Consider the following 22,513-nt stretch of genomic DNA (forward strand, 5'->3'; position numbering starts at 1 on the left):
TTTAGGATAATAAGGTGCTAAATAAAAGTAAAGTGGGCTGATTCATATGACTGTTGAAAATTTACCAAATGTAGGTTTAGGAACTTGGCTATTAACTGATTTTAACGAACTGAAACATGCTATCCAGGCTGCTTGGGAAACTGGCTACCAACATATCGATACCGCACAAGTCTATAATAATGAATATGATATTGGTGTTATTTTAAAAGACTTAGCAATAGACCGTTCTGAGCTATTTTTAACGACTAAAATCGCGCCCATGAACTACAAGAAACACACAAAAACCTCGGTTCACCAATCTTTACAACGCTTGGGTACAGACTATCTAGATTTGGTATTACTTCATGCCGAATTGAACAAAACACTGAACTTATCAGCTTATCAAGCTTTACTAGAACTGCAAAAAGAAGGAATTATCCGCCATGTCGGCGTATCTAATTTTTCAATTGCAGGGATTCAAGATCTTGTAGAAGCGACTGGGGTAAAACCGTATTGTAACCAGATTGTATGTTCACCGACAACACGTTCTGCTGAGCTCGAAGCATTCTGTCTATCCGAAGGCATTCTCCTAACCGGCTATTCGATTCTGAAGCCCTACTTCACACCAAATCCTTTTTATCCAGATTCAGCTTTAACCGATGCAGAAAAAGCGAAACTGGACACTTTATGTAAAAAATATGACGTCGGTATTGGCCAACTGCTCAATAAATGGGCGCTACAGCATCACTATCACATCATTCCTAAATCAAGCAATCCAAAGCGTGTCAAAGAAAATTATCAGCTTGATTTTGATATCGCGGCATCTGATATGTCCATTATCGATGAAATGAACCGTTATTCTGCCGCAGAATACCGAGAAGACGTGAAGAAATGGGAAAATAACGTTACCGAAGAACAACTGGAAAACGGCTTATTATATGAACAACATTTCAAATGAACAGAAAAGAAGGGATGGAAAGTCTAAATTCAGATTTTCCATCCCTTTTTTAACGTATTATTTTATGTCCAGACTTTCCATATTTCATCCGTTCTCCATTGCTGTAAAACTAGCCCCAAGAGCAAATACTCGATCTTCAATAAATTTCGAAACACCGTGATTGTGTTTGTATCTGTAATATAATCACATACAGACTTCACCTCACCTATGGAATTCCCCATTGCGACAGATACAGCTTCCTTATTTAACATCGGAAGATCATTATAGCTATCTCCAAAAGCGATGACTTCAGATGTCAGAATTCCCAAGTGTTCACACAGCTTATATAATACCAAACCTTTATCAACACCCTCATTCATAAACTCCAAGAAAAATGGTTTTGATATCGTCATGCTCAAATACCCTTCTGAAAACGATGCTAATTTAGACTCTAAATGCTTTAACATAGTCGGATTTTCCAATAAAATAACTTTAGTAACTTCCTCTTCTAAAATATCATCATAGACTCTAGGAACCACAATCTCCATGCCTGTTATATCACCCTCAATATCTGTGTATTTATTATACTCTGTCGCTACAATCGCATTCTCTATATAAGTTTGCATATACACATTATACTTTTGGCTAATATTATAAAGTTCCCCCAGTGCTCCTTTTGGTAAAGACATATGAAAGATCGATCTTTCATTCTTGCAATCATAATAGCAGCACCATTAAATGAAATTAAATACCCCCCATATTTCCCCAACTCTAACTCTTCTGCCAACGCTTCCATCGCAAAAGTAGGCCTCCCTGAAGATAGTGCCACTTTGATTCCTTGTTGTTGTGCTTTTATCAGTGTTGCCTTATTAACAGATGATAGCTCGAGGTCGTCATTCAACAGCGTGTCGTCCAAATCTAGCATTAATAACCTAACCATCGTATCCCCCTAATTTATTAAATCTACATGTCCTTGTTCGAATTCCCATTGCACCCCATATTTATCAAGGAAATAAAAGTACCACGTGTTACTTATGTTTCGCTGCACTTCTTCTTTCGCAGTCCCCACTACATTTTCCCCAGATATTTCAAAATCATTTATTGTTATATCATCAATCTTACATGGTTCATAGCCTAGAGATTTATTTATGAAAGTAACCCCATCTATCTTTTTCACTCGACTAAACTCTGTTTCGATATTTCTAACAGATAAAGCAATGTGTTTTACTCCTTCCACGGTAGTCACATCTTTCTGCCTTATTGTTTCAGGATCAATGGGCGTCGTTTTAGGCGTATGATATTCCATTAATTCTAATACAAGCATCTCTCGTTCTCCTAGTCTTGCTGGTTTTTCAATGTCAATGTCTATAAAGCTATTCGTATCGTTTATTGGTAAATATTCTTTCAACCCGACAGCCTTCATCTCCATCTCTCCTTTCTTTTTTTGTCGAACTAGAAAATTTTGTATTTCTAATTCACACTCAGTGTAACAAAAAAAGAAGCCTTTGCAGCTACTTTGTTCAATTATTCTTATAACTTTCGAATTTGGAATGATAAACCATTTTTTTAAAAAACGCTTTCATTATTGTTTTTCCATTTTTAGTGAGGTTCATTTTTTCTTAGATTAGGTTGTCTAATATCTGAAAAGTGTCAGTCAAGGTGATATCAACTTAGTTTCTATATGATCTTTTAAGAAAATGCATGTAACTCTTTTTATGTTCAAAAAGAAAGCGATTTCTTGTGGGGTGACCTAAAATATCGGTTCTACTATTAGGTACTTGGATGGCAGATAATCTGTTAAACAAAAAATAAAACTCCCTAATAAAGTAGTTCTGGAGGTTTTCCATTGCCTACTTTATTAAGAGAGTTTTTAGCATCTAATCAAAGTGCTTGTTTTTACTACTACTTTTTATCTTTCAAGTGATGCCCTTCGATATCAAGCGATGGCAACACTTTATCGAGCCATTTCGGCATGTACCATGAGCCTTTTCCAAATAGTTTCGTTAGGGCTGGGATGATGGTTAGGCGGACGATGAACGCATCGAACAAGACGCCGAAACCGAGGGAAATCCCGATTGATTTGATCATTGGGTCTGGCGCGAAAACAAAACTGATGAAAACGGAGAACATGATCAGTGCTGCTGCAATGATGACAGGCCCACTTTCTTTTAAACCTGTTTTGATGGAATGCGTGTTGTCTTTTGTCAGGGTATACTCTTCGTGAACGCGGGACATGAGGAATACCTCGTAATCCATCGCGAGTCCGAACAGGATACCGATCGTGATGACTGGTAGGAACGCGAGAACTGGACCGGTGGTGCTGATGCCGAATAGTTCGCTAAATACGCCGTCTTGCATGACCATTGTGGTGAATCCTAGTGTCGCTGTTAATGAAAGCACGAAGCCAAGTACGGCTGTCAATGGGATTAGTAGCGAACGGAACACGACGGTGAGCAAGATGAATGCCAACACAACGATAACGCCTGCGAAAACTGGAATCGCGTCGTTAAGCTTTTGCGACATGTCAATGTTGATCGCGCTTTGTCCGGTTACTTCCATACTGATATTGTATTTGTTATCCGCTGTTTTTGCGTAGCTGCGCAAGTCATGAACGAGTTGCGTTGTTTTGCTACTCGTCGGTCCTGTTTTTGGAATGACGGTAATCAGTGCGTAGTCGCCGTTTTCATTTGGCATTGGCGGCGTGACGATTGCCACGTTTTTCATGCCTGAGATATGTTTTGTAACTTCGGTTAGATTCGCGGCACTGCCTTTGTCGGTTGTATCTGCCAAAATAACTAGCGGGCCGTTGAATCCTTCGCCAAACTTGTCAGATAGAATGTCGTATGCTTTTTTCTCAGTGGAATCTTTCGGTTTCGAGCCGTTATCCGGGATTCCGAGTTCCATTGAGCCAAACGGAATGCTTAGTCCGCCAAGAACGATAACTGCAGCTAAGAACGCGATAAGCGGCTTCCCAACAACGAATTTCGTCCAAATGTTGTCGCCTTTTTTACCAGTTTTCTCTTTTTGTGGCTTGATTTTCTTGTGGAAAATACCGATGAACGCTGGGATTAGGATTAGCGCAGAAAGCACGGCGAAAAGAACGCTGAGCGCGGAGGCAAGCCCCATCACAGTCAGGAATTCGATACCGACAAGGGATAAACCACAAACGGCGATAATAACGGTAATTCCGGCAAAAATAACGGCGCTACCTGCTGTCCCTGTCGCAAGTCCAACTGCTTTTAGATGATTTTTCTCGGTGCGAATGATTTGGCGGTATTTAAATAGGATAAATAACGCGTAATCGATTGCAACGGCGAGGCCAATCATGACCGCAAGCGTGAGTGTGACATTTGGCATCTCGAAGAAACTTGAAATGATCGCGATGATACCGACACTTGTTCCAAGACTCAGGATTGCTGTGATGATTGGCAGTCCTGCTGCAATAACGGAACCGAACGCGATGATTAGAATCACGAGTGCCACGACGATACCGATGGCTTCGGACGAGCCGCCAATGTCCATTGGTGTAATCATGACATTACCTGTTAACTCGGTTTCAATGTGTTTGTCGTCCATACCTTTTAGTGCGTCTTTGACTTGGTCGACCGATTTTTCACCAACCGCCATCGCATTGACGCTATAGCTAATATCCGCAAAAGCTGTCGTCATGTCTGGACTGATTGTTTTTGCTTCGTATGGATTCGCGATGCCTTCTATTTTATCGTCACTTTTCTTGATTTCTGCTAAAACTTTCATGATAGCAGCTTGTGATTCTGGTGTCACAATACCTTTTTCTTGATCGCTTTTGAACACGACTCTGATGCTACCTTTTTGACTGTCTTGTTTAAATTCTTCCTCGATTTTATTCGATGTATCGAGTGATTTTAGGCCGCTCATTTTGATATCGTCAGTAAAATTAATACCTTTGATGCCTAGTACGGCCACGATAATTCCTAAAACAACAAACCAGGAAATAATCGTTTTCCATTTGTGTTTCGCAAAAGTTTGTCCTAGTTTGTAAAGTAAATTTGCCAATTGATTGTTTCCTCCTTCAATTCACGCTATTATATATTTATAGACATACAGTGTATATTACATGATTTCGAGATGAAATGTAAGAACCAGATTGTTTATTTTGTATAGTTAAGCAACACTTTAGGAGATGTGTAGATGAAAAATTCAGATTTAAGGGTGCAAAAAAACAAAAAAAAGCGCTCTATGAGACTTTATTGAAAATGCTTGAAAAAGAAGAATTATCAAGCATTACAGTCAATGATATTTGTAAGGAAGCACTTGTTCACCGGACGACTTTTTATAAACATTTCTATGATAAATATGATTTATTGATGTACGTTTTGCATTGAGCAGTTTTCAGGATTATTTTGCGCTAGATATCAAAGATCGAATTAATCATCCTTTCCAGTCTGGATTTGATACCGTTTATATGGATATGCAGTTGGCGCTTGAGAAGCAGAAAAATGATGATACGTTTTTCAAGACGATGGCTTCTTTTTTCTTGACGGAGTTTCAGAAAGATATTGAGGCGAACATCGATAAATTGACAGTCGCCAGTGATATTCCTCCTGATTTGTTGACCTATATTTACGCTGCGAACCTTGGTGCGATTATGTATTGGTCACAGCAGATGACTGAGCCTGCAGATTGGGCGCAGATGGATACGTTGTTCAAGGCGGTTTTACCGGTGAAAATTGATTTGTGATACACCGTTTTAATAGGCCATATTGCAAAACCTTTATTTCACTAAAAAAGCCACACTTGCATTCAAGTCCTAGAAATAGGATGAAAACACATGTGTCGCTTTTTCTTATGCCATTAAGGCAGCTCATTACCCGCTGCCAGATAGATTTCGTACCATTCTTGTCGTGTTAACGTAATATTGGACGCCGCGCTAATCGCTTGCAAACGTTCAGGATTCATCGTTCCGACCACCGTTTGAATCTTCGCCGGATGACGTAGAATCCACGCCGTCGCAATTGCTGTATTTTCTACACCTTTTTCAGCGGCAATGCGGTCGATGACTGTGTTTAACTCTGGGAATTTCGGATTATCGAGGAAAACACCTTCGAAAAAGCCAAATTGGAACGGTGACCACGCTTGAATCGTAATATCTTTTAGGCGGCAATAATCTAAAATGCTACCGTCACGATCCACAGAACGGTCAATCGTCATGTTCACATTAAGACCCGCGTCAATCATACCTGTATTCGTAACACTGAGCTGTAACTGATTCGCGACCAATTTTTGCTCGACATATTTACTCAAAAGCTCGATTTGCATCGGATTCTGGTTACTCACACCAAACTCCCGCACTTTCCCATTCTTCTTAAGTATCGTAAACGCCTCTGCTACCTCTTCCGGTTCCACCAACGTATCAGGACGATGGAGCAGTAAAATATCGATGTAATCCGTCTGCAAACGCTTTAAAATACCATCCACCGACTCTAAAATATGCTCTTTCGAAAAGTCGAACATGCCTGGACGAATACCACATTTCGACTGTAAAATCATTTTTTCACGTACCGCTGGGTTCATTCCAACCGCATCCGCGAAAACTTCTTCTGATTTTCCACCACCATAAATATCTGCGTGGTCGAAGAAATTAATCCCCGCATCCATCGCTGTGTTGATCATTTTCGCTGCATCATCCTTAGATAAATCGGCCATACGCATACAACCAAGCGCGATTTCAGGAACTAGCAAGCCACTGTTACCAAGATTAATTTTGTTCAATGGAAACACCTCTTTGTCTTATTTGATAAACACTTACGCTTCTATTTTCACACGCTCACTGGGCGAAGTCAATCAAGAGCCTCCGCCACTACTCGCAGCCGCAGCACTCGCCGCTGCCGCCCGCTCGATTGCAATCAACACGTGCACCGACACCATCAAACTCTCGACCTGCTCCTTCGTCATATTCCGCGCCTGATCCTCGGTGTACAAACTAAGCGCCATCGCCGTATAAAACTCCCGATTCCACCGCAATCCGCTATCCTCACGCATCGCTTCTAACAAATCAAAAAACACCGCATCAAGATCTGTACTCTCCCGCACGTAAGCCAAAATCCCAAGCGTCACATAATGAATGGGTCTAATTTTCACATCCGCGCGCTCAAGTTCCTCCGCCAAATGCACCACTTTCTTCACATAATTCGCGTCACGTTCCATATAAATCAACGTAGAAGTCGCCGCCAAAAACTGCAAACTATCATTTCTTCTGAATCCCGCACGATTAAATTCAGTGAAATAATACTCATTAATTTCCGTCAACTGCTCTACCGAAAGCGACGTCTCCAGTTGCGCCATCAAAACCGCCGATGTCACGTCCTCAGCTCCGGTCAAAAACGGGTGCTGCTTACGCAAAGCCATGTAAATATCGCGTGCACGATCCGCCACATTCCGCGGTTTATCCGCTTTCAAAAGCAAATACGCACCGAAATACGTAAAGTTCGTCCGCTTGAACCCACTTTCCACAAGAAATCTAATCCGTTTATCAATCCCCATCACGCCCGAATTTTTCACCCGCTGAAAGTTCACCAATAAATCATTCACAACCCTACCGCTATCAAAAACTAAATCCGCCATCCGCCGTCGCACTCCTTTGATATCACGTTATTTATTATACTTATTGTACCAAAGGACGAAAAAGACTACAAACAGCGACTTCAAGCACATGTTAGAAGATCGTAGCGATAAAAAGTAGACAGCCTATTAAAAAACACCCTAGCTACTGGAGCAGCTAGGGTATTTGGGTGTTCACATGACACTTATATTTCCGCACTCGTTATAGCACCATTTAAATTGCTTTCAAATGCGTCGTCAACTTATTTATTCAGCGTACTATTCCTACGCCCGAATGCAAAATACAAAATCAAACCTAGCAAGAACCAAATTCCACAAGCAATCCATGTCTCCACAGATAATCTCGTAATTAAGAATAAACACATCAAGAATGAAACAATTGGTAGCACTGGGTACAATGGTGTTTTAAACCCACCGCTCGCAATCGATTTATTCCGACGCAAGAAAATGATTCCAATTGACACCATCATGAAAGCAAACAACGTCCCCATGTTCACGAGTTCCGCCAACCGATTTAGCGGCACAACGCCCGCGAAGAACATGATAACAATCGCATACGTCCATGTACTTTTGATCGGCGTATTCGTTTTTTCATCGATTTTTGCCATACTTTTTGGTAGTAAACCGTCGCGTCCCATCGCATAAATCAGGCGCGTTCCGCCATACAACATAACCAGAATGACCGTAATCATCCCGACCACCGCACCGAGTGACACGATTCCTGCAATCCAATTTTGATTGATCACTTGAAGCGCAAAAGCAACCGGATCAGCAACATTCAAGTCTTGATACGAAACGATTCCTGTCAACACAATCGACACCGCAATGTATAGAACCGTACAAACGAGTAGCGAACCAATAATTCCAATCGGCATATTTTTCTGCGGGTTTTTCACTTCTTCCGCCGCCGACGATACCGCGTCAAATCCAAGATAGGCGAAGAATACCAACGCTGCCCCGTTCAACACACCGCTAAATCCAAATGGCATGAATGGCTCCCAGTTATCAGGCTTCACGTAGAAAACCCCCACCAAGATAAACAGCAAAATCACACTAATTTTCAAAATAACCATAAAGGCATTCACCCGCGTCGATTCACGGATTCCGCGCGTTAACAAGTAGGCAATGATCGCCACAATCGCGATGGCAGGAATGTTAACATACGTCCCCGCCTCCGGATTAAATGCACCGGAAATAGCATCGGGAATGTGGATATGAAATCCTGACAATAGCGTTTTGAAATACGACGACCAGCCACTCGCAACAGAAGCAACCGCAAGCCCATACTCAAGCAAAAGCGCCCAGCCGAGTAACCAAGCAATGAACTCCCCAAAAATAACGTAGCCGTAAGTATACGCACTACCCGCCACAGGTACCGACGAAGCAAACTCCGAATAGCAAAGTGCCGCAAGCGCGCAAACTACCGCCGCGATTACAAATGACAACACAATTGCCGGACCCGAATAAAGCGCCGCAATTGTTCCTGGTAAAATAAAAATCCCTGTTCCCACAATCGCTCCGACACCAAGGAAAATCAGATCCATCGCGCCAAGCGTTTGCTTTAAATGAATACTATTACTTTTATTATGAATAAGTGCTTCTAACGGTTTTTTTCTCAATAATGATTTCCAAAACATAATTTTATTATAGCTCCTTATTGTTTTTTTGTTATAAAATGTCTATGTACATCATACCTTTAATGCGAATATGCGTCAATGCTTTAAACAATAAATGTGAAAAAAATACAATCTTATTCTGTATTGTTGGTTGTAGGGTTTGTGGGCTACGGTTCCCCTTTGACGATAACAGCCTAGATGGATTAACCGCTCACTTATATTGGAGTGTAACTCACTTTGTTCAAACAGCCTTTTAAGGATTAACTGCTCGCTACGCTCGCCCTTATATTGGGGCTGTAGCTCACTTTGTTCGAACAGCCCCAACAACCACCAAAAAACCTCCCAAAATCGGGAGGTTCAAGTTTTATTTCTCTTCAGCAACAAATGGTAATAATGCTACTTGGCGTGAGCGTTTAATAGCAATCGTTAATTTACGTTGGTATTTAGCGCTCGTTCCAGTTACACGACGAGGAAGAATTTTTCCACGTTCGGAAACGAATTTTTTCAGTAACTCAGTATCTTTATAGTCGATATGCGTAATTCCGTTCGAAGTAAAGTAACAAACCTTTTTCCGACGGCGTCCGCCTCTGCGTCCTCCAGCCATTATAGTTTCCTCCTATCAAATTAAAATCCAATCATACGTACGCTTCTCGCCTTATTAGAACGGTAAATCGTCATCTGAAATGTCGATTGGCTTACCATCACTAGCAAATGGATCTGCGTTACGCGTGGCTTGGTAACTCTGAGATTGAGGTTGTTGTTGATTCTGTTGTCCGTAGCTATTATCATTCTGTTGGTTAAAGCCGCCGCCAGTATTGCTATTGCCATACGACTGCTGCTGTCCACCGCCATCATTACTGTTACTGCTGTAGCCGCCACCACTATTTCCGCCGCCGTTTGCACTGCGGGGCTCTAGGAATTGCACACTTTCAGCAAGAATTTCTGTTACATAGACACGCTTGCCATCTTGACCTTCATAATTACGCGTCTGAACCTTACCGTCAACACCTGCTAAGCTCCCTTTTTTAAGGAAGTTCGCAACGTTTTCGGCTGGTTTTCTCCAAACCACACAATTGATGAAATCTGCTTCACGCTCTCCAGCTTGGTTTGTAAAGTTACGGTTTACAGCAAGTGTAAACGTCGCAACAGCAACGCCAGCAGGAGTATAACGCAATTCAGGATCTTTTGTCAGACGACCAACTAATACAACACGGTTCATCATAAGTAGAACCAACCTCCTCTCTTTTTTTCATAAAAATCCGAGCAATCCTCGGGAAATATTAAGCTTCTTCTTTAACAACCATGTGACGAATAATATCATCAGAAATTTTTGCTAAACGGTCGAATTCATTGATAGAATCCGCAGTAGTAGCAGAAATACGAGTGATTTGGTACAAACCGTCTTTATGGTCTTCGATTTCATAAGCCAAACGACGTTTACCCCAATCCTTCGATTCGATGATCTCCGCACCATTGTCAGTTAAAATGCCGTCGAAGCGCTCTACTAAAGCTTTCTTCGCCTCATCTTCAATGTTTGGACGGATAATGTACATAATTTCATACGTTCTTGCCATCTCTTTACACCTCCTTGTGGTCTTAGCGGCCCTAAAACAGTTCATAAGCGATATAAAATCCTACACCTTACCCTCAAAAACAGGTTAGCGTTCCATCTTTTTTAAGCTTCATCTCTTATTATATTAACAGTTCCTCTAGTCTTTACATCGCGTTTTGCGGCTTTGAGACTAGAAACGGGCAAGGAATAATTTTTAATTACTCACGAGGTATAATTATATCATAGCTAGTTTGGGTTCGCAACTCTGTGTTGTGTCTGCTATTCGCTTTCTATACCGAAATGTCTTCCTTGTATCAACTTTCTTCTATGTATAAGTAACTCACTTTGAAAAATCACTGAACTCGCGTATTATAGCCTCATCAGAATGTTGAGTAACACTCCTTTTTTAGAGGTGTTTTTTTAGTATGAAGCAAAAACTGCACAACCACACCAAAATACCCCTTTTGTAAGCAAATCAAGAAAAGAGGTTTATTTTCTCCCTTATGTGGTATCGCTTAGTATAAAATATCTAAATATTCTTTAAAGGAGTAGCTATCATGCCTTAACATTGTACAAAGTTAGAACAAATTGTTATAGATTAGTTTATCAAACCTTAAATGACAATGCTTTAACACGAAGGAGTGGAGGTTTATATGAATCCCGTTACAGCTTTTACGATTATCATGCTTATTTGGACAATCAGTGATTTTGTAGCTAAAAAAACAAAGTCGGTGATTTCATCATTACTTGTAGCAGCAATTATTTTTATAGTAGGATTTAAATCAAATATATTTCCGGAAGATTTACTGACTAGCTCATCCTTGCTAACGCTTGGCCAGACAGTCATAGGCTTAATCATTGTCCATATTGGAACGATGATTAGTATCGACGAGTTAAAAAAACAATGGAAAACCGTTCTAACCGGAGTTGCTGCGATACTTGGTATTGCCACTTTTCTTTTTGCTATAGGTTCTTTCTTCTTAGATCAAAACTTCGTCATCGCGGCAATTGGTGCGATCAGCGGTACTACCATTGCTGTTATCATTATCCAAGAAGCTGCGCTGGCATCAGGTTTGGTGCTGGTTGCCGTTTTCGCTGTACTGATTTCAGCTTTTCAAGGCTTGATTGGTTACCCACTTACATCACTTATTTTGCGCAAAGAAGCGAATCGTTTAAAAGGAGAATATCGCGCAGGTACGTTAAAAGTAGAAAAACCAGTAGAGCATAAGGAGAAAGAACCGAAAACAATCTTACCAAAAGCCTTCCAAACAACGGCAGGTACGTTATTTGTGGTTGGAGCGGTTGTTGTGCTTTCTACTTATATTGATAACATTACAAATGGTATCCTTAACACGTTTGTTATCGCGTTATTATTCGGTATTTTACTTCGCGCACTTGGCGTACTTAAACCACATGTTCTGAGCGGCATTGATGCCTACGGACTGATGATGATAGGCATTCTTCTCATCATTTTCGGCCCTCTTGCCACATCTTCTGTCGATGACCTACTCGCCCTTATTGGACCACTTTGCATCGCATTTGCTATTGGTGTTCCCGGCAGTGTTGCTTTTTCAGCAATTGTGGGTAAAATTCTTGGCTACAGTATCCCGATGTCCATTGCGATAGGCCTCACACCTCTCTATGGATTCCCTGGAACAATGATTTTGAGTCAAGAGGCCGCGAAAAGCGTTGGTGAAAACAAAGAAGAAATCGCGGCAATTGAGGCTAGTATTCTACCGAAAATGATTATTGCGGGCTTTTCAACAGTGACCATTTTATCTGTTGTGGTTACGAGTATTTTGGCTGAATTTATACACTAAGAAATAGAGGTGCGGGAATTTCAATAGTAGATAAAGCCTCCCCCACCTCTCCTAATAAAGCTTTTCTACCATATCCACTACTCACATTTGACCACACATGAAAAGTTCATTAGGATAGTAGTATAAGAAATAAAAGGGAGGTTTTTACACATGAAAAATATCATTCCTGCGTCGGAATATCGCCGTTTGAAGCTACTGAATCTATTATTTTTTGCAGACGAAGCGATTATAAAAAAAAGAAGCCGCCAATACTGTGGAATGCTCCGTCAATACATTAAATGCAGACATCGAAGTGCTAAACGCTATGTTTCCAGAAGATATTGCCCAGATACACGAAGCCGATAAAAAGCTCTCACTACACACTACTCCCAAAATCAACTTCGACTACTTGACGGCGTACATGATTTCAGCTAGCCACCTATTTCAGCTTGCAATGTCCGCGTTTATCGAAGAAAACTTGACCATCTCCGAATGGGCGGAAACCAATTTTGTGAGCCGATCTACTTTTTATGTGAAGCTAGCAGAAGTCGATAATTTCTTAGCTCGTAGCAGACTCGTACTTAACAACGCACCGCTGGAAATTCAAGGAAGCGAAGTCAATGTTCGCTTTTTCTTCTACCATCTATTTAGCAAAAGCTACCCTTATACTGGCTGGGTCATTCAGGATTCGGATTTCGAAAAAAAATATTAATGAATTTATTAAAAAATTCGAACAACATATGAATGTCTACTTTTCGCTAAGTGCCCGTGTTGACTACGCCACTGCGATTGCCGTATCATTAATACGATTGAAGAATGGGCATCCTCTTCAAGCTAGTGATGAGGATATTCAATTCTGGCATGATCTCGTTGCGTATCACAAAGGGATGGACATTGACCTCAGTGATCTGGAAACAGCACTGGGTGCCCCGCTCCCTCCTTTAGAATATTATATGATCATCTTCATGAGTTTTTTAGGATCATTTACGTACATCAATCGTGAGCGAATGAATATGCGTGTTCTTTATAATGGGAAATTTCAACGTATTCGCCTAACATTAACAGAAGATCTGCTAGCTATTGTGGAGGATCGCATAACCGATACATTGGCGTTAAAAGTCACGCTTCTCGATTATTTAGCGCGTTTCCTGTTTATCGAGAAAGCCAATCTTATTTTAGATGTCGACTACTTTTCTAACAAGTTCGCACCAGATACAGTCGATCGACAAGAAATTTTGGCCGTTTTAAAAAGGTACGAGGGACTGCCCGACTACCAATTTGTGAGAAGTAATCGCGAAGTTATTGCGACTTATGTTCATAACCTATTTTCTGTTGGCTTATCAACAGAGGCCTACACAAGTGCTCTCCACATCAAGATTATCTCAAAACAAGGATTTATCTGGGAAGAATACTTAAAAATACAAATCAGGCGCTATTATTCCGAAGATGCTATCCTTTTTTCTGATGAGCTTAATCCTAGCGAGCATTGGGCACAACACGACCTCATTATAAGCGATTCCTCGATACCCAATATAACCGATGTTGAAGTACTCGTTTGGCATATGCCCCCGACAAAACGTGATTTTGCAGCATTGGATGAAATTGTGAATTCGAGGTTCGAGAACAAGCGGTGATTCCAAATATGGAGTCATTGCTTTTTGCGTTCAAACAAATGCATAAAAATACATATATATGAATAAATAAAGCGCTATCTTAAATTTTGATAATAAATGTCTTTTCTGTGAATAACTGATTTTCCTTAAAAAATATTACCCAAAATCTAGTGACGCGACCTCCGAAATGCTGTTAAGATTAATGTAAGGATAAGGGATCATTAAAGACACGATCCCATTTATAATAAACAATAGCGAGGTGATAAAAAGACTTGAAATAGCGCGCCTATAGCGTGGCTAGTCTATAGAAGAATCCTTCAAGCAAAATAAAAAACAGTCGAAAATATATGTAAAAAAAAAGGAAGACATATTTGCAATTAAAAAGTAAAGCAGTTCACACTAGAAAAGGAGGATATGACTACTCACCATATAAGAATTATGCATAAGTAGTTATGAAATTAAACATGAAGAAAAGAAACAAGTTTGGTTTAAAAATTTTATCAGCAGCAATGATTTTATCTCTAATGGTACCAAGTACACTCGGAGATATCGCGGCCTATGCCGATGCCGTAGTAGCAACGAAAACAGAAACAATAGACAGTGAGCAAACATTTGCTCAGAAGAAAGAAGTTTCCATAAAAACGAGTGCGGACGATGCCAAGGTTTCAAACACAGCCGTAAACCTAACCAGCACAGGCCTTGATCTACACGGCTTAGCTGGAGCAACACAAGCAACATATTTACGATTTACCGATATGACCTTACCCGCAGATGCAAAAATCACGAAGGCCTATATCTCCTTCACAGCACGCGATGCTTCATCAGCTACCCAATCGACAACGATTAACGTGTCCGGCGAACTCGGAACACAAGCAGCATTTGCAAGCACCGTTGCTTCCTTCACCAATCGGACATTCACACAAACAGCCATAACAATGAAAACACCAGTTGCGGCCGTAAATACCGTGTTTGACACAGACGACCTTTCTTCTATTGTAAAAGAAATGCGCGCAAACACGTCAGACATCAAGGATTATGTTTTCAAAGTTACCGGTAGCGGACTAGGATCATTCATTTCGCGTTCATTCGATTCAAGTGCTCCCATGGCTCCAAAACTAATTGTGGAGTACACCTCACCATCAGGCGAATATGAAGCAAACATTAGCAATACCGCTGATGATGCCGAAGAATACGGCGTGAACAAAACCATCGACCTAAACACAGAGATGACGATCGGCGGCTATACAAATACCACGCTTACTCCCGCAAACAAAGACCTCTCAGCTTTCCGCTTTGGAAATGTAGATCTCCCCGCAAACGCAAAAATTGAAGATGCATATCTAGAGTTCACAGCAAAAGCAGTCGTAACAAATCGTGTTGCGAACCTATCGATCTCATCCGAATTAGGCAATCCCGCAACATACACAAGTGGAGCAGGAAATATCAGCGCACGTAACTATACAGCCTCGACTGTGAACTACCAACAACCCTCTTTCACAACCACTAAACAAGTGATCAGAACCCCAAACCTAAAAAGCATTATTGACGAAACCCGTTTAATGGGCTGGCAAAATGGCGACGCAATGGCATTCAAAATAGATGGCGATAACTACATCGGCAGTGTTTACCAAGGTGGATCAGGCGCAGCTTTACAACCAAAACTCGTAATCAAGTATAAATATAGCGAAAATGACGCTACTCTTGACGATGTTGTAAAAGACCCAGCTAAACTAAAGAACATTTTCATCAATGAAGTATCAAGTATGGGAACCGACACACAAAAAGATGGCTGGATTGAAATTTTCAATAATAACGATGTACCTGTATTTTTTGAAAAAGATGTTTTCCTATCGGATGACGCGAATGCACTCGGAAAATCAGAACTGAAAAATCTGTACATCCCTGCAAAAGGCTACCGCGTGGTAAAAGCAGACGGAACGCAAAATAATGCATCTGCGAACTTCACACTAGGCGATCGCGATACGACACTTTATCTTTCGACTAAATACGACAGCAGTTTCCACAAAATCGATACAGTCGATGTAAAGAAAATGGCATTCAACGAGACATTAGGCCGTTATAACGATGCAGAAAACAACTTTGTCTCTTACGAAATTGGCACGTATGCTAGCTCAAATAATGATGCAAAACCAATCGTAGCCGTTACACCAAGCAAATCCGCTGGCATCTATAAAGAAGCATTCGACTTGGAACTAAAATCAGATTCTGTCAACACGATCAAATACACACTAGATGGTTCCGTTCCAAGCGAAACAAACGGAACAACTTACACAACACCAATCAAGATTAACAAAAATACCACTGTAAAAACGTACGCATACAATGCAAAACAACATAGCGATGTCACATCATCTTTCTATGCCATTCGCGAAGATGCAGACAATATCCCGCTAGCTAAAAAAGAATATAGCGTAAAAACTGGAAATGACGACGCAAAAGTAACAGCAGCAAAAGCGGACTTAACGAGTAAAACGCTTGAATTACAAGGACAACTTAGCAATGTTCCCCAATCTACTTTTGTGCGTTTTGCAGACGTTAATATCCCTGCAGATGCCGTTATCAGTAAAGCTTATCTTGTTTTCACAGCAAATGCCGCAACAAGTTCTGCAACAAATTTAACAATCTCTGGACAAGTTGGAAATGGTGATGCTTTTGCGGCAACTGTCGCTTCATTTGACAGTCGCGTACTAACAAAAAGCGCCGTGAATACGACAACCCCAGCGAAAGCCGCGATAAATGATCTCCTAAACACTGAAGATTTAACATCCGTCGTTGAAGAAATGCGCGCAACAACACCAGACCTAAAAGACCTCGTTTTCAAAATCGACGGTAACAAAACAGGTGCTTACGTAGCAAAATCTTATGAAACAAGCGCTGCTGCAGCTCCAAAACTAGTGTTAGAATACTACTCTGAATCAGGCGATTTCAGCGGACAAGTAGCAAATTCTACCGATGATGCCGAAGAATATGGCACAGCAAAAACAATGAATCTAAACGCGAATTTAAGGATTGGCGGCTATTATACAGCAACGCTAACACCAGCTTACAAAGACATATCCGCATTCCGTTTCACAAATGTTGCGATTCCAGAAGGCGCAGAAATTGAAGATGCTTACCTGGAATTCACAACAAGTGCAGTTAATGCAGCTAACGTAAGTTCCAACATGGAAATCCGCACGGAACTTGGCGGCAACCCAGAAGTCTACGCAGCCACTGCTGGAAATATCACATCACGCGCCTACAGCAATTTGGCAGTGAAATACACGCAACCAGCTCTCAAAACATTAAACCAAGCCGTTCGCACAGCCAATTTGAAAGACCTCATCAATGAAAATCGCATGGCAGGCTGGAAAAATGGCCAGTCAATGGCATTCCGCATAGACGGCGACAACTTCATCGGTAGTGTGTACCAAGGTGGAAACGCACAAGCAGCAAGACTTATCATCAAATACAAGAACAATGGCAAAGGCCCAAGTATCACAGACGCGCAAGCCACACCAGACAAAATCAAAAACGTCTACATCAACGAATTATCATCAGAAGGAACAGCGAGTTCTAAAGATGCATGGATCGAGCTTTACAATGACAACGATGTGCCAGTTGTTTTAGATAAAGGTATGTATATCACTGATAAATCTAAGACACTAGACAAATTCGAGTTTTCCAAATTCATCATCCCAGCTAAAGGGTACCGCATTTTGTATTCTGATAAAGCTCCGGAACTTGGAAACAACCACTTGAGTTTCGAAATCGGCGGTAGCGGCGACGTTATTTTATCCGCAAAAGTCGGTTCTGAATTTAAAACGGTAGACTCTATCAAATATACAAAACAAGCGTACAATCAAACATTCGGGCGCCAAGCAGACGCAAGCAAAACATTAACATTATTCAGCTCCGAAACGTTTGGCACATCAAACAACAGCGGTCAAACAAACTACGCGGTACAGTTCAGCAAAGATCGCGGCATTTACGACACTGGTTTTGACCTAACGATGACTTCTAAAGCCGGCATCACACTGAAATACACCCTAGATGGCAGCGAACCGAGCGCAACAAAAGGTACAGTTTATACTGGCCCAATCAAGATCAGCAAAACTACGGTTGTTAAAGTCTACGGCTATGATGCAACTGGTAACACAGGCGTCCTTTCCAACACGTACGTTCTGCGTGACAACTACAAAAACGAAGTCACATCCGGCGTTCTATGGCAGTTCAAAACTAACATTACGAGCGATGAATACGCGCAAGCCATCGATGACTTCCCAATCGTTTCTGTCACAGGTGCGGCAACAGACCTAGTCGCTACCTCTTACAGCCCTGGAACATTCGAGTATTTAGATTCACACATGGGCGGCGGCGGAACCAACTACTTCAACTACTCCGGTGCTGAAAAATTCGGACAGGCAAGCGCTGGGCAATACAATTCCGGTGTAGCAGTTAAATTCCACCGTGATTACAACGCGAAAAAAGCAAAATACAACTTCTTTGATGCAACACCAGGCGAAGCTTTCCCAGTTGTAGGTAAATTCAGCAAACTAGAACTAAAAGAAGGACAAGACGGTCCACAAAATGACGTCTACAACTTAGGCTATAATCGCTACGATGAAACAGTAACAAACGAATTAGCACGACAAATGAACAAACTCGCACTGCATACAAAATACGTGCAGTACTACTACAACGGCAAATACATGGGCGTAAAAACAATGCGTGAAGACTTCGGACAAAATATGTTTGAAGAATACTTCGGCGGTAGCGATGACGACTACACGAAAATTCGCTTCCAAGATGGCTATTTCATTCCAGGTATCGTAGAAGCTGGTGACGGCGACGCGAACATTTTGACAAAAGTAAAAGCCGTTGCAACAGCGAAAAACTTCCAAGAATTCAAAAACTATGTCGATGTAGAAGATTTAATCAAAACACAAATCCTCTTCATGTTTATTGATACCGAACAAGAAGTAGACGCAGTCGTTTCCAATGATATTTTAAACGGTAACGGAATCAAGATGAAATTCAACATCAATGATACAGACGGTGCCTTCTACAATAACGGCGGCACTGGTACAACCTCTTCTGCCCTAGCAGGTGGTGGCGGAACGTATCGCTACAAATGGTCCGCTTTTGACACTAACTCAAAACTTGGCGCTGGTTCTCTATTTGGTAGCTTTTCAGGTAATAGTACTACGGTGCCAACAGCCGGAAACCTAGAGTTCAAGACGCTTGTAAAAGATCAAGTCCTCAAGCAAATCGGCCCAGCAAGCGGTGACTTCGCAGGTGCAACGGATGCTCCATTATCTGTCGCAAACGTGAGACAACTGATTCTGGATAACCAAAAAGAAATCGACGCAGCCTACAAACTTGACGCAGCATTTATGGGTGCTAGAACTACCATTTACAAAGATTGGTTAACAACACAAGTCAAAGTCCAAGCCCAAGTCCCTGACCGCGTGAAATACAACTTAGAAATGTGGACAAAATACGGCATGGCACATACACTACAAAACGTAAGCATCATACCGAGCGGCTCTGGCGTAGTTCTAAATAACCCTAACGCCAACACAGATGTTTACTATACAACAGACGGTACCGATCCAATGGGTGCAGACGGTGTCGTATCAAGCAAAGCAACGAAATATACAGCAGGAACAATACTTCCAAAAACAACATCACTTACCGTTCGCGCCTTCACAACAAATAACTGGGGTCCAACAGCAAATAATGCCCTAGAAGCAGCAGATGCACAAAAAGACGCAGCAGTAGAGAAAAGTAGTCTCAGAATTATTCACAAATAACAACCCAGATTCAGGCTCCATCAAGACAGAAACAGATGAACTAGCAATTGCCACAGCTCAAAAAGCAGTAGACACTGTGAAAGATCCAATTTTAAAAGCAGACCTACAAACTAAATTGAACACAGCCAAGACATTACTAGAAAACAAAACATCCGGAACCATCACGACAAATGCCTTTACACTAGGCGTGGACAACTACGTAAAAGGAACATATACTGGCGATGTCGCAAAAATAGGTCTAGAAGTTAACAGCACACTACAACAAATCATTCCCGTCAGCAGTTCACCATACCAATACTACGCAAAAGACAAAATAAGCGCAGCAAAAGACCAAGTCTACATGATCGCTTATGACAAAAATGGTAACGAGCTACAAAAAACAAAGGTAAACGTGCAGATCCCAACAACCGTCAAAATGACACCGAACCTCTTCTATATTGGCAAAGACAACTATGTAACGGGGCAATTTTCTGGTGATCTTGCAAGAATCAGTTTGACAGTAAACGGCGTGGAAGGCACAAAAGTTGGTGTCGCCACTTCAGACTTTAAGTACTATGCAAAAAACCTTATTCTCAAATTAACAGATGTCGTTAAGGTTACTGGTTACGACACGAATGGCCAAGTCTTAGACACAAAAAATATCATCGTCACGAAAGAACTTACAGCAGGAACGTTTACTTCTCTAAGTCCATTCAAGCTAGGAAAAGAAAACTATGTAACGGGACAATTTTCTGGCGACATTACGAAAATCAGTTTGACAGTAAATGGTGTGGAAGGTACGAAAATTCCGGCTACCACTCCAGACTTTAAGTATTACGCAAGCAACATTATTTCGAACCTAAAGGACGTGGTTAAGATTACTGGTTACGATAACACCGGCAAAGTCTTAGACACAAAAACGATTTCAGTCACTACTGACACTACAGTAGGAACGATTACTTCCCTAAACCCATTCACGCCTGGCAAAGAAAACTACGTAACCGGACAATTTTCTGGTGAGGTTGCGAAAATCAGTTTGACAGTAAATAGCGTGGAAGGTACGAAAGTGGGCGTTACTGCTACAGACATAAAGTATTATGCTAACAATGTCATCCGTAGCGCAACTGATATCGCTATAATTACAGCATATGACAGCACTGGCAAAGTACTTGATACAAAACCTGTGACGATTACTAGCCCACCAGGAACAATTAACACCCTAGCTACATTTACTATCGGCCAAGATCACTATATAACAGGCACGTACACCGGCGATATGACAAAAATAGAGCTACAAGTCAATGGAGTTACACTACAACGAGTTGGCGTAACCGATGGCATCATCAAATATTACGCAAAAACAAACATCACAAAAGCAACTGATACTGTAAAATTAGTAGGCTTTAATGCAGCTGGTCAAGAAGTAAGCAGCAAAGTAGTCTCCATCGCATCAGTTAGCGGAAGCGTCACAGTAAGCCCATTCAAAATCGGCGCTGACAACTACGTAAAAGGTCAATACACCGGCGACGTGGTACGAATTCGTCTAACAGTAAACAACGTGCAACAGACGACAGTTCAAGTTCTTCCGATCGGCCAAGAATTCCAGTACTATGCGAAAAACCTGATCACAAGTAAGAACGATACAGTTGTCCTGACCGCATATGACGCGACTGGCTCTGCCCTACAAACAGTCAATGTTATTGTAAACTAAATGATGAAAATTAATGAAACGACTCCCTGTTTTAAGCTAGCAGGGAGTCGTTTTATTTATGCACCGAAAGGCTTAATGTATACGCGGAAGTGTTTGGAAAAAAATGGATTAGCGGTTCACTTCAAACAGCTCCAACAACTAATCTGACATTGCTCTAATACTAGTCGTATATGTAGCGCTTTATTTTTTTATCAATATATTGTGCTAAAGCCAAGGCAGAAAAAGTTATTTTGTTATTTCGACGACTAAAGTAAATAGCTTTTTCGTAGGAAAGGCTCGAACAAGCGGTGTAAACCATTTCTTTAGAATAATATGCGATTCGATTATGCAGTTCATCCAATGTTAAATGAAACTCTTCTCGATTCTTGTAGATAAACAAATCAATAAACGTACTTAGAATAGCAGACCGAACGCTTTCTTGATTTAAAATAAATGCTCTCCAAATGGGGACTTGTTGCTTGCTCCATGATACTAAGTTGTGCACACCTTCTTTATCTCCCATCCTTCTTAATAACGGCGCCGGAAGATACCAAATAAATGTCTTCTCCCAAGCCTTAAATATAAGCGATTTAGTGTCAAATAGGGACCCGTCTGCTCCTATTAAATTTAGATCATTATCAACATGACAGGAAACTAAGCCATCATCAATGAGCACAATCCCAGACTCAAAGTAAAATGTTTCATCTTTCATAAAAGTCATTAATTCAGCGTGTTCTTGGAATTCTAACGTGTTTGTGAGTGGGAGCCAAAGTTCCTTCATAGCGTAAAAACTCCTTTATTTGAATTCATTCATTTCCTATTGCTGTGCTATCTGTCTTCATCTTGCATCTTGTTATTTCTATTTTTTTTCGATAAGTTTTTATATGATGCATCATTTATTTCTTGATCGGTACGTTTTGTTTCTAAGGAGT

General features: G+C 41.1%; 17 protein-coding genes and 1 pseudogene. 8 read left to right on the forward strand and 10 right to left on the reverse strand.

Features of this window, described 5'->3' with window-relative positions:
- The first annotated feature begins 46 nt into the window (after nt 1–46).
- On the forward strand, nt 47–937 hold the full coding sequence (locus tag PGRAN_RS13910; protein ID WP_036067988.1) for an aldo/keto reductase family protein: 891 nt from the start codon (nt 47–49) through the stop codon (nt 935–937).
- A gap of 65 nt (nt 938–1,002) precedes the next feature.
- Here the strand turns inward: PGRAN_RS13910 and PGRAN_RS16070 are convergent.
- The 3 genes and pseudogenes from PGRAN_RS16070 to PGRAN_RS13925 form a co-directional block, all read right to left on the reverse strand.
- Nucleotides 1,003–1,845, reverse strand: a pseudogene (locus PGRAN_RS16070) (HAD hydrolase family protein); the annotation flags it as partial.
- Nucleotides 1,846–1,865: 20 nt separating this feature from the next.
- The gene (locus PGRAN_RS13920; RefSeq protein WP_051998668.1) at nt 1,866–2,339 is read right to left on the reverse strand and encodes a hypothetical protein; all 474 of its coding nucleotides are present in this window, start codon (nt 2,337–2,339) and stop codon (nt 1,866–1,868) included.
- Nucleotides 2,340–2,818: 479 nt separating this feature from the next.
- Nucleotides 2,819–4,951: an MMPL family transporter gene (locus PGRAN_RS13925; protein ID WP_051998669.1), complete on the reverse strand. Its 2,133-nt coding sequence runs from the start codon at nt 4,949–4,951 to the stop codon at nt 2,819–2,821.
- A 200-nt stretch (nt 4,952–5,151) separates the two neighbouring features.
- On the opposite strand from PGRAN_RS13925, the gene PGRAN_RS17395 reads away from it, so the two are divergent.
- Nucleotides 5,152–5,280, forward strand: coding sequence for a TetR/AcrR family transcriptional regulator (locus PGRAN_RS17395; RefSeq protein WP_241433365.1), 129 nt, complete (start codon nt 5,152–5,154; stop codon nt 5,278–5,280).
- Nucleotides 5,277–5,636 (forward strand): hypothetical protein, encoded by a 360-nt coding sequence (locus tag PGRAN_RS13930; RefSeq protein ID WP_241433366.1) that lies wholly within the window; start codon nt 5,277–5,279, stop codon nt 5,634–5,636. Before PGRAN_RS17395 ends, PGRAN_RS13930 begins: the two co-directional genes overlap by 4 nt.
- A gap of 113 nt (nt 5,637–5,749) precedes the next feature.
- On the opposite strand, the gene PGRAN_RS13935 is transcribed toward PGRAN_RS13930, so the two are convergent.
- From PGRAN_RS13935 to rpsF, 6 genes are all read right to left on the reverse strand, one after another.
- Entirely contained in the window at nt 5,750–6,667 is a 918-nt protein-coding gene (locus PGRAN_RS13935) for an aldo/keto reductase (protein ID WP_036067990.1), read from the reverse strand.
- 72 nt (nt 6,668–6,739) lie between these two features.
- Complete coding sequence (locus tag PGRAN_RS13940) at nt 6,740–7,519, reverse strand: DUF4003 family protein (protein ID WP_036067992.1); 780 nt, start codon at nt 7,517–7,519, stop codon at nt 6,740–6,742.
- Nucleotides 7,520–7,758: 239 nt separating this feature from the next.
- Nucleotides 7,759–9,153 carry a branched-chain amino acid transporter BcaP gene (locus PGRAN_RS13945; RefSeq protein ID WP_036067994.1) on the reverse strand — a complete coding sequence of 465 codons (1,395 nt, stop codon included), beginning with the start codon at nt 9,151–9,153 and terminating at the stop codon, nt 7,759–7,761.
- Between the two features lie 343 nt (nt 9,154–9,496).
- Nucleotides 9,497–9,736 carry a 30S ribosomal protein S18 gene (gene rpsR, locus PGRAN_RS13950; RefSeq protein ID WP_036061496.1) on the reverse strand — a complete coding sequence of 80 codons (240 nt, stop codon included), beginning with the start codon at nt 9,734–9,736 and terminating at the stop codon, nt 9,497–9,499.
- A gap of 54 nt (nt 9,737–9,790) precedes the next feature.
- Nucleotides 9,791–10,354, reverse strand: a complete 564-nt coding sequence (gene ssb, locus PGRAN_RS13955; RefSeq protein WP_036067997.1) for a single-stranded DNA-binding protein — start codon at nt 10,352–10,354, stop codon at nt 9,791–9,793.
- Between the two features lie 58 nt (nt 10,355–10,412).
- Nucleotides 10,413–10,706, reverse strand: a complete 294-nt coding sequence (gene rpsF / locus PGRAN_RS13960) for a 30S ribosomal protein S6 (RefSeq protein ID WP_036067999.1) — start codon at nt 10,704–10,706, stop codon at nt 10,413–10,415.
- A gap of 631 nt (nt 10,707–11,337) precedes the next feature.
- On the opposite strand from rpsF, the gene PGRAN_RS13965 reads away from it, so the two are divergent.
- The 5 genes from PGRAN_RS13965 to PGRAN_RS13980 all read left to right on the forward strand — a co-directional run bounded on the left by PGRAN_RS13965 (nt 11,338) and on the right by PGRAN_RS13980 (nt 21,602).
- On the forward strand, nt 11,338–12,504 hold the full coding sequence (locus PGRAN_RS13965; RefSeq protein WP_036068001.1) for a hypothetical protein: 1,167 nt from the start codon (nt 11,338–11,340) through the stop codon (nt 12,502–12,504).
- 253 nt (nt 12,505–12,757) lie between these two features.
- On the forward strand, nt 12,758–13,195 hold the full coding sequence (locus PGRAN_RS16455) for a helix-turn-helix domain-containing protein (RefSeq protein WP_077914709.1): 438 nt from the start codon (nt 12,758–12,760) through the stop codon (nt 13,193–13,195).
- The gene (locus PGRAN_RS13970) at nt 13,104–14,117 is read left to right on the forward strand and encodes a hypothetical protein (RefSeq protein ID WP_036068004.1); all 1,014 of its coding nucleotides are present in this window, start codon (nt 13,104–13,106) and stop codon (nt 14,115–14,117) included. The genes PGRAN_RS16455 and PGRAN_RS13970 overlap by 92 nt, the downstream gene beginning before the upstream one ends.
- A gap of 443 nt (nt 14,118–14,560) precedes the next feature.
- Nucleotides 14,561–19,912 carry an FN3 associated domain-containing protein gene (locus PGRAN_RS13975; RefSeq protein WP_036068005.1) on the forward strand — a complete coding sequence of 1,784 codons (5,352 nt, stop codon included), beginning with the start codon at nt 14,561–14,563 and terminating at the stop codon, nt 19,910–19,912.
- Between the two features lie 76 nt (nt 19,913–19,988).
- The gene (locus PGRAN_RS13980) at nt 19,989–21,602 is read left to right on the forward strand and encodes an immunoglobulin-like domain-containing protein (protein ID WP_036068008.1); all 1,614 of its coding nucleotides are present in this window, start codon (nt 19,989–19,991) and stop codon (nt 21,600–21,602) included.
- Between the two features lie 160 nt (nt 21,603–21,762).
- Here the strand turns inward: PGRAN_RS13980 and PGRAN_RS13985 are convergent, their stop codons facing one another.
- Complete coding sequence (locus tag PGRAN_RS13985) at nt 21,763–22,362, reverse strand: hypothetical protein (protein WP_036068010.1); 600 nt, start codon at nt 22,360–22,362, stop codon at nt 21,763–21,765.
- Nucleotides 22,363–22,513: the final 151 nt, after the last annotated feature.

The sequence above is a fragment of the Listeria grandensis FSL F6-0971 genome (genome assembly GCF_000525835.1).
GTDB classification, from domain to species: domain Bacteria; phylum Bacillota; class Bacilli; order Lactobacillales; family Listeriaceae; genus Listeria_A; species Listeria_A grandensis.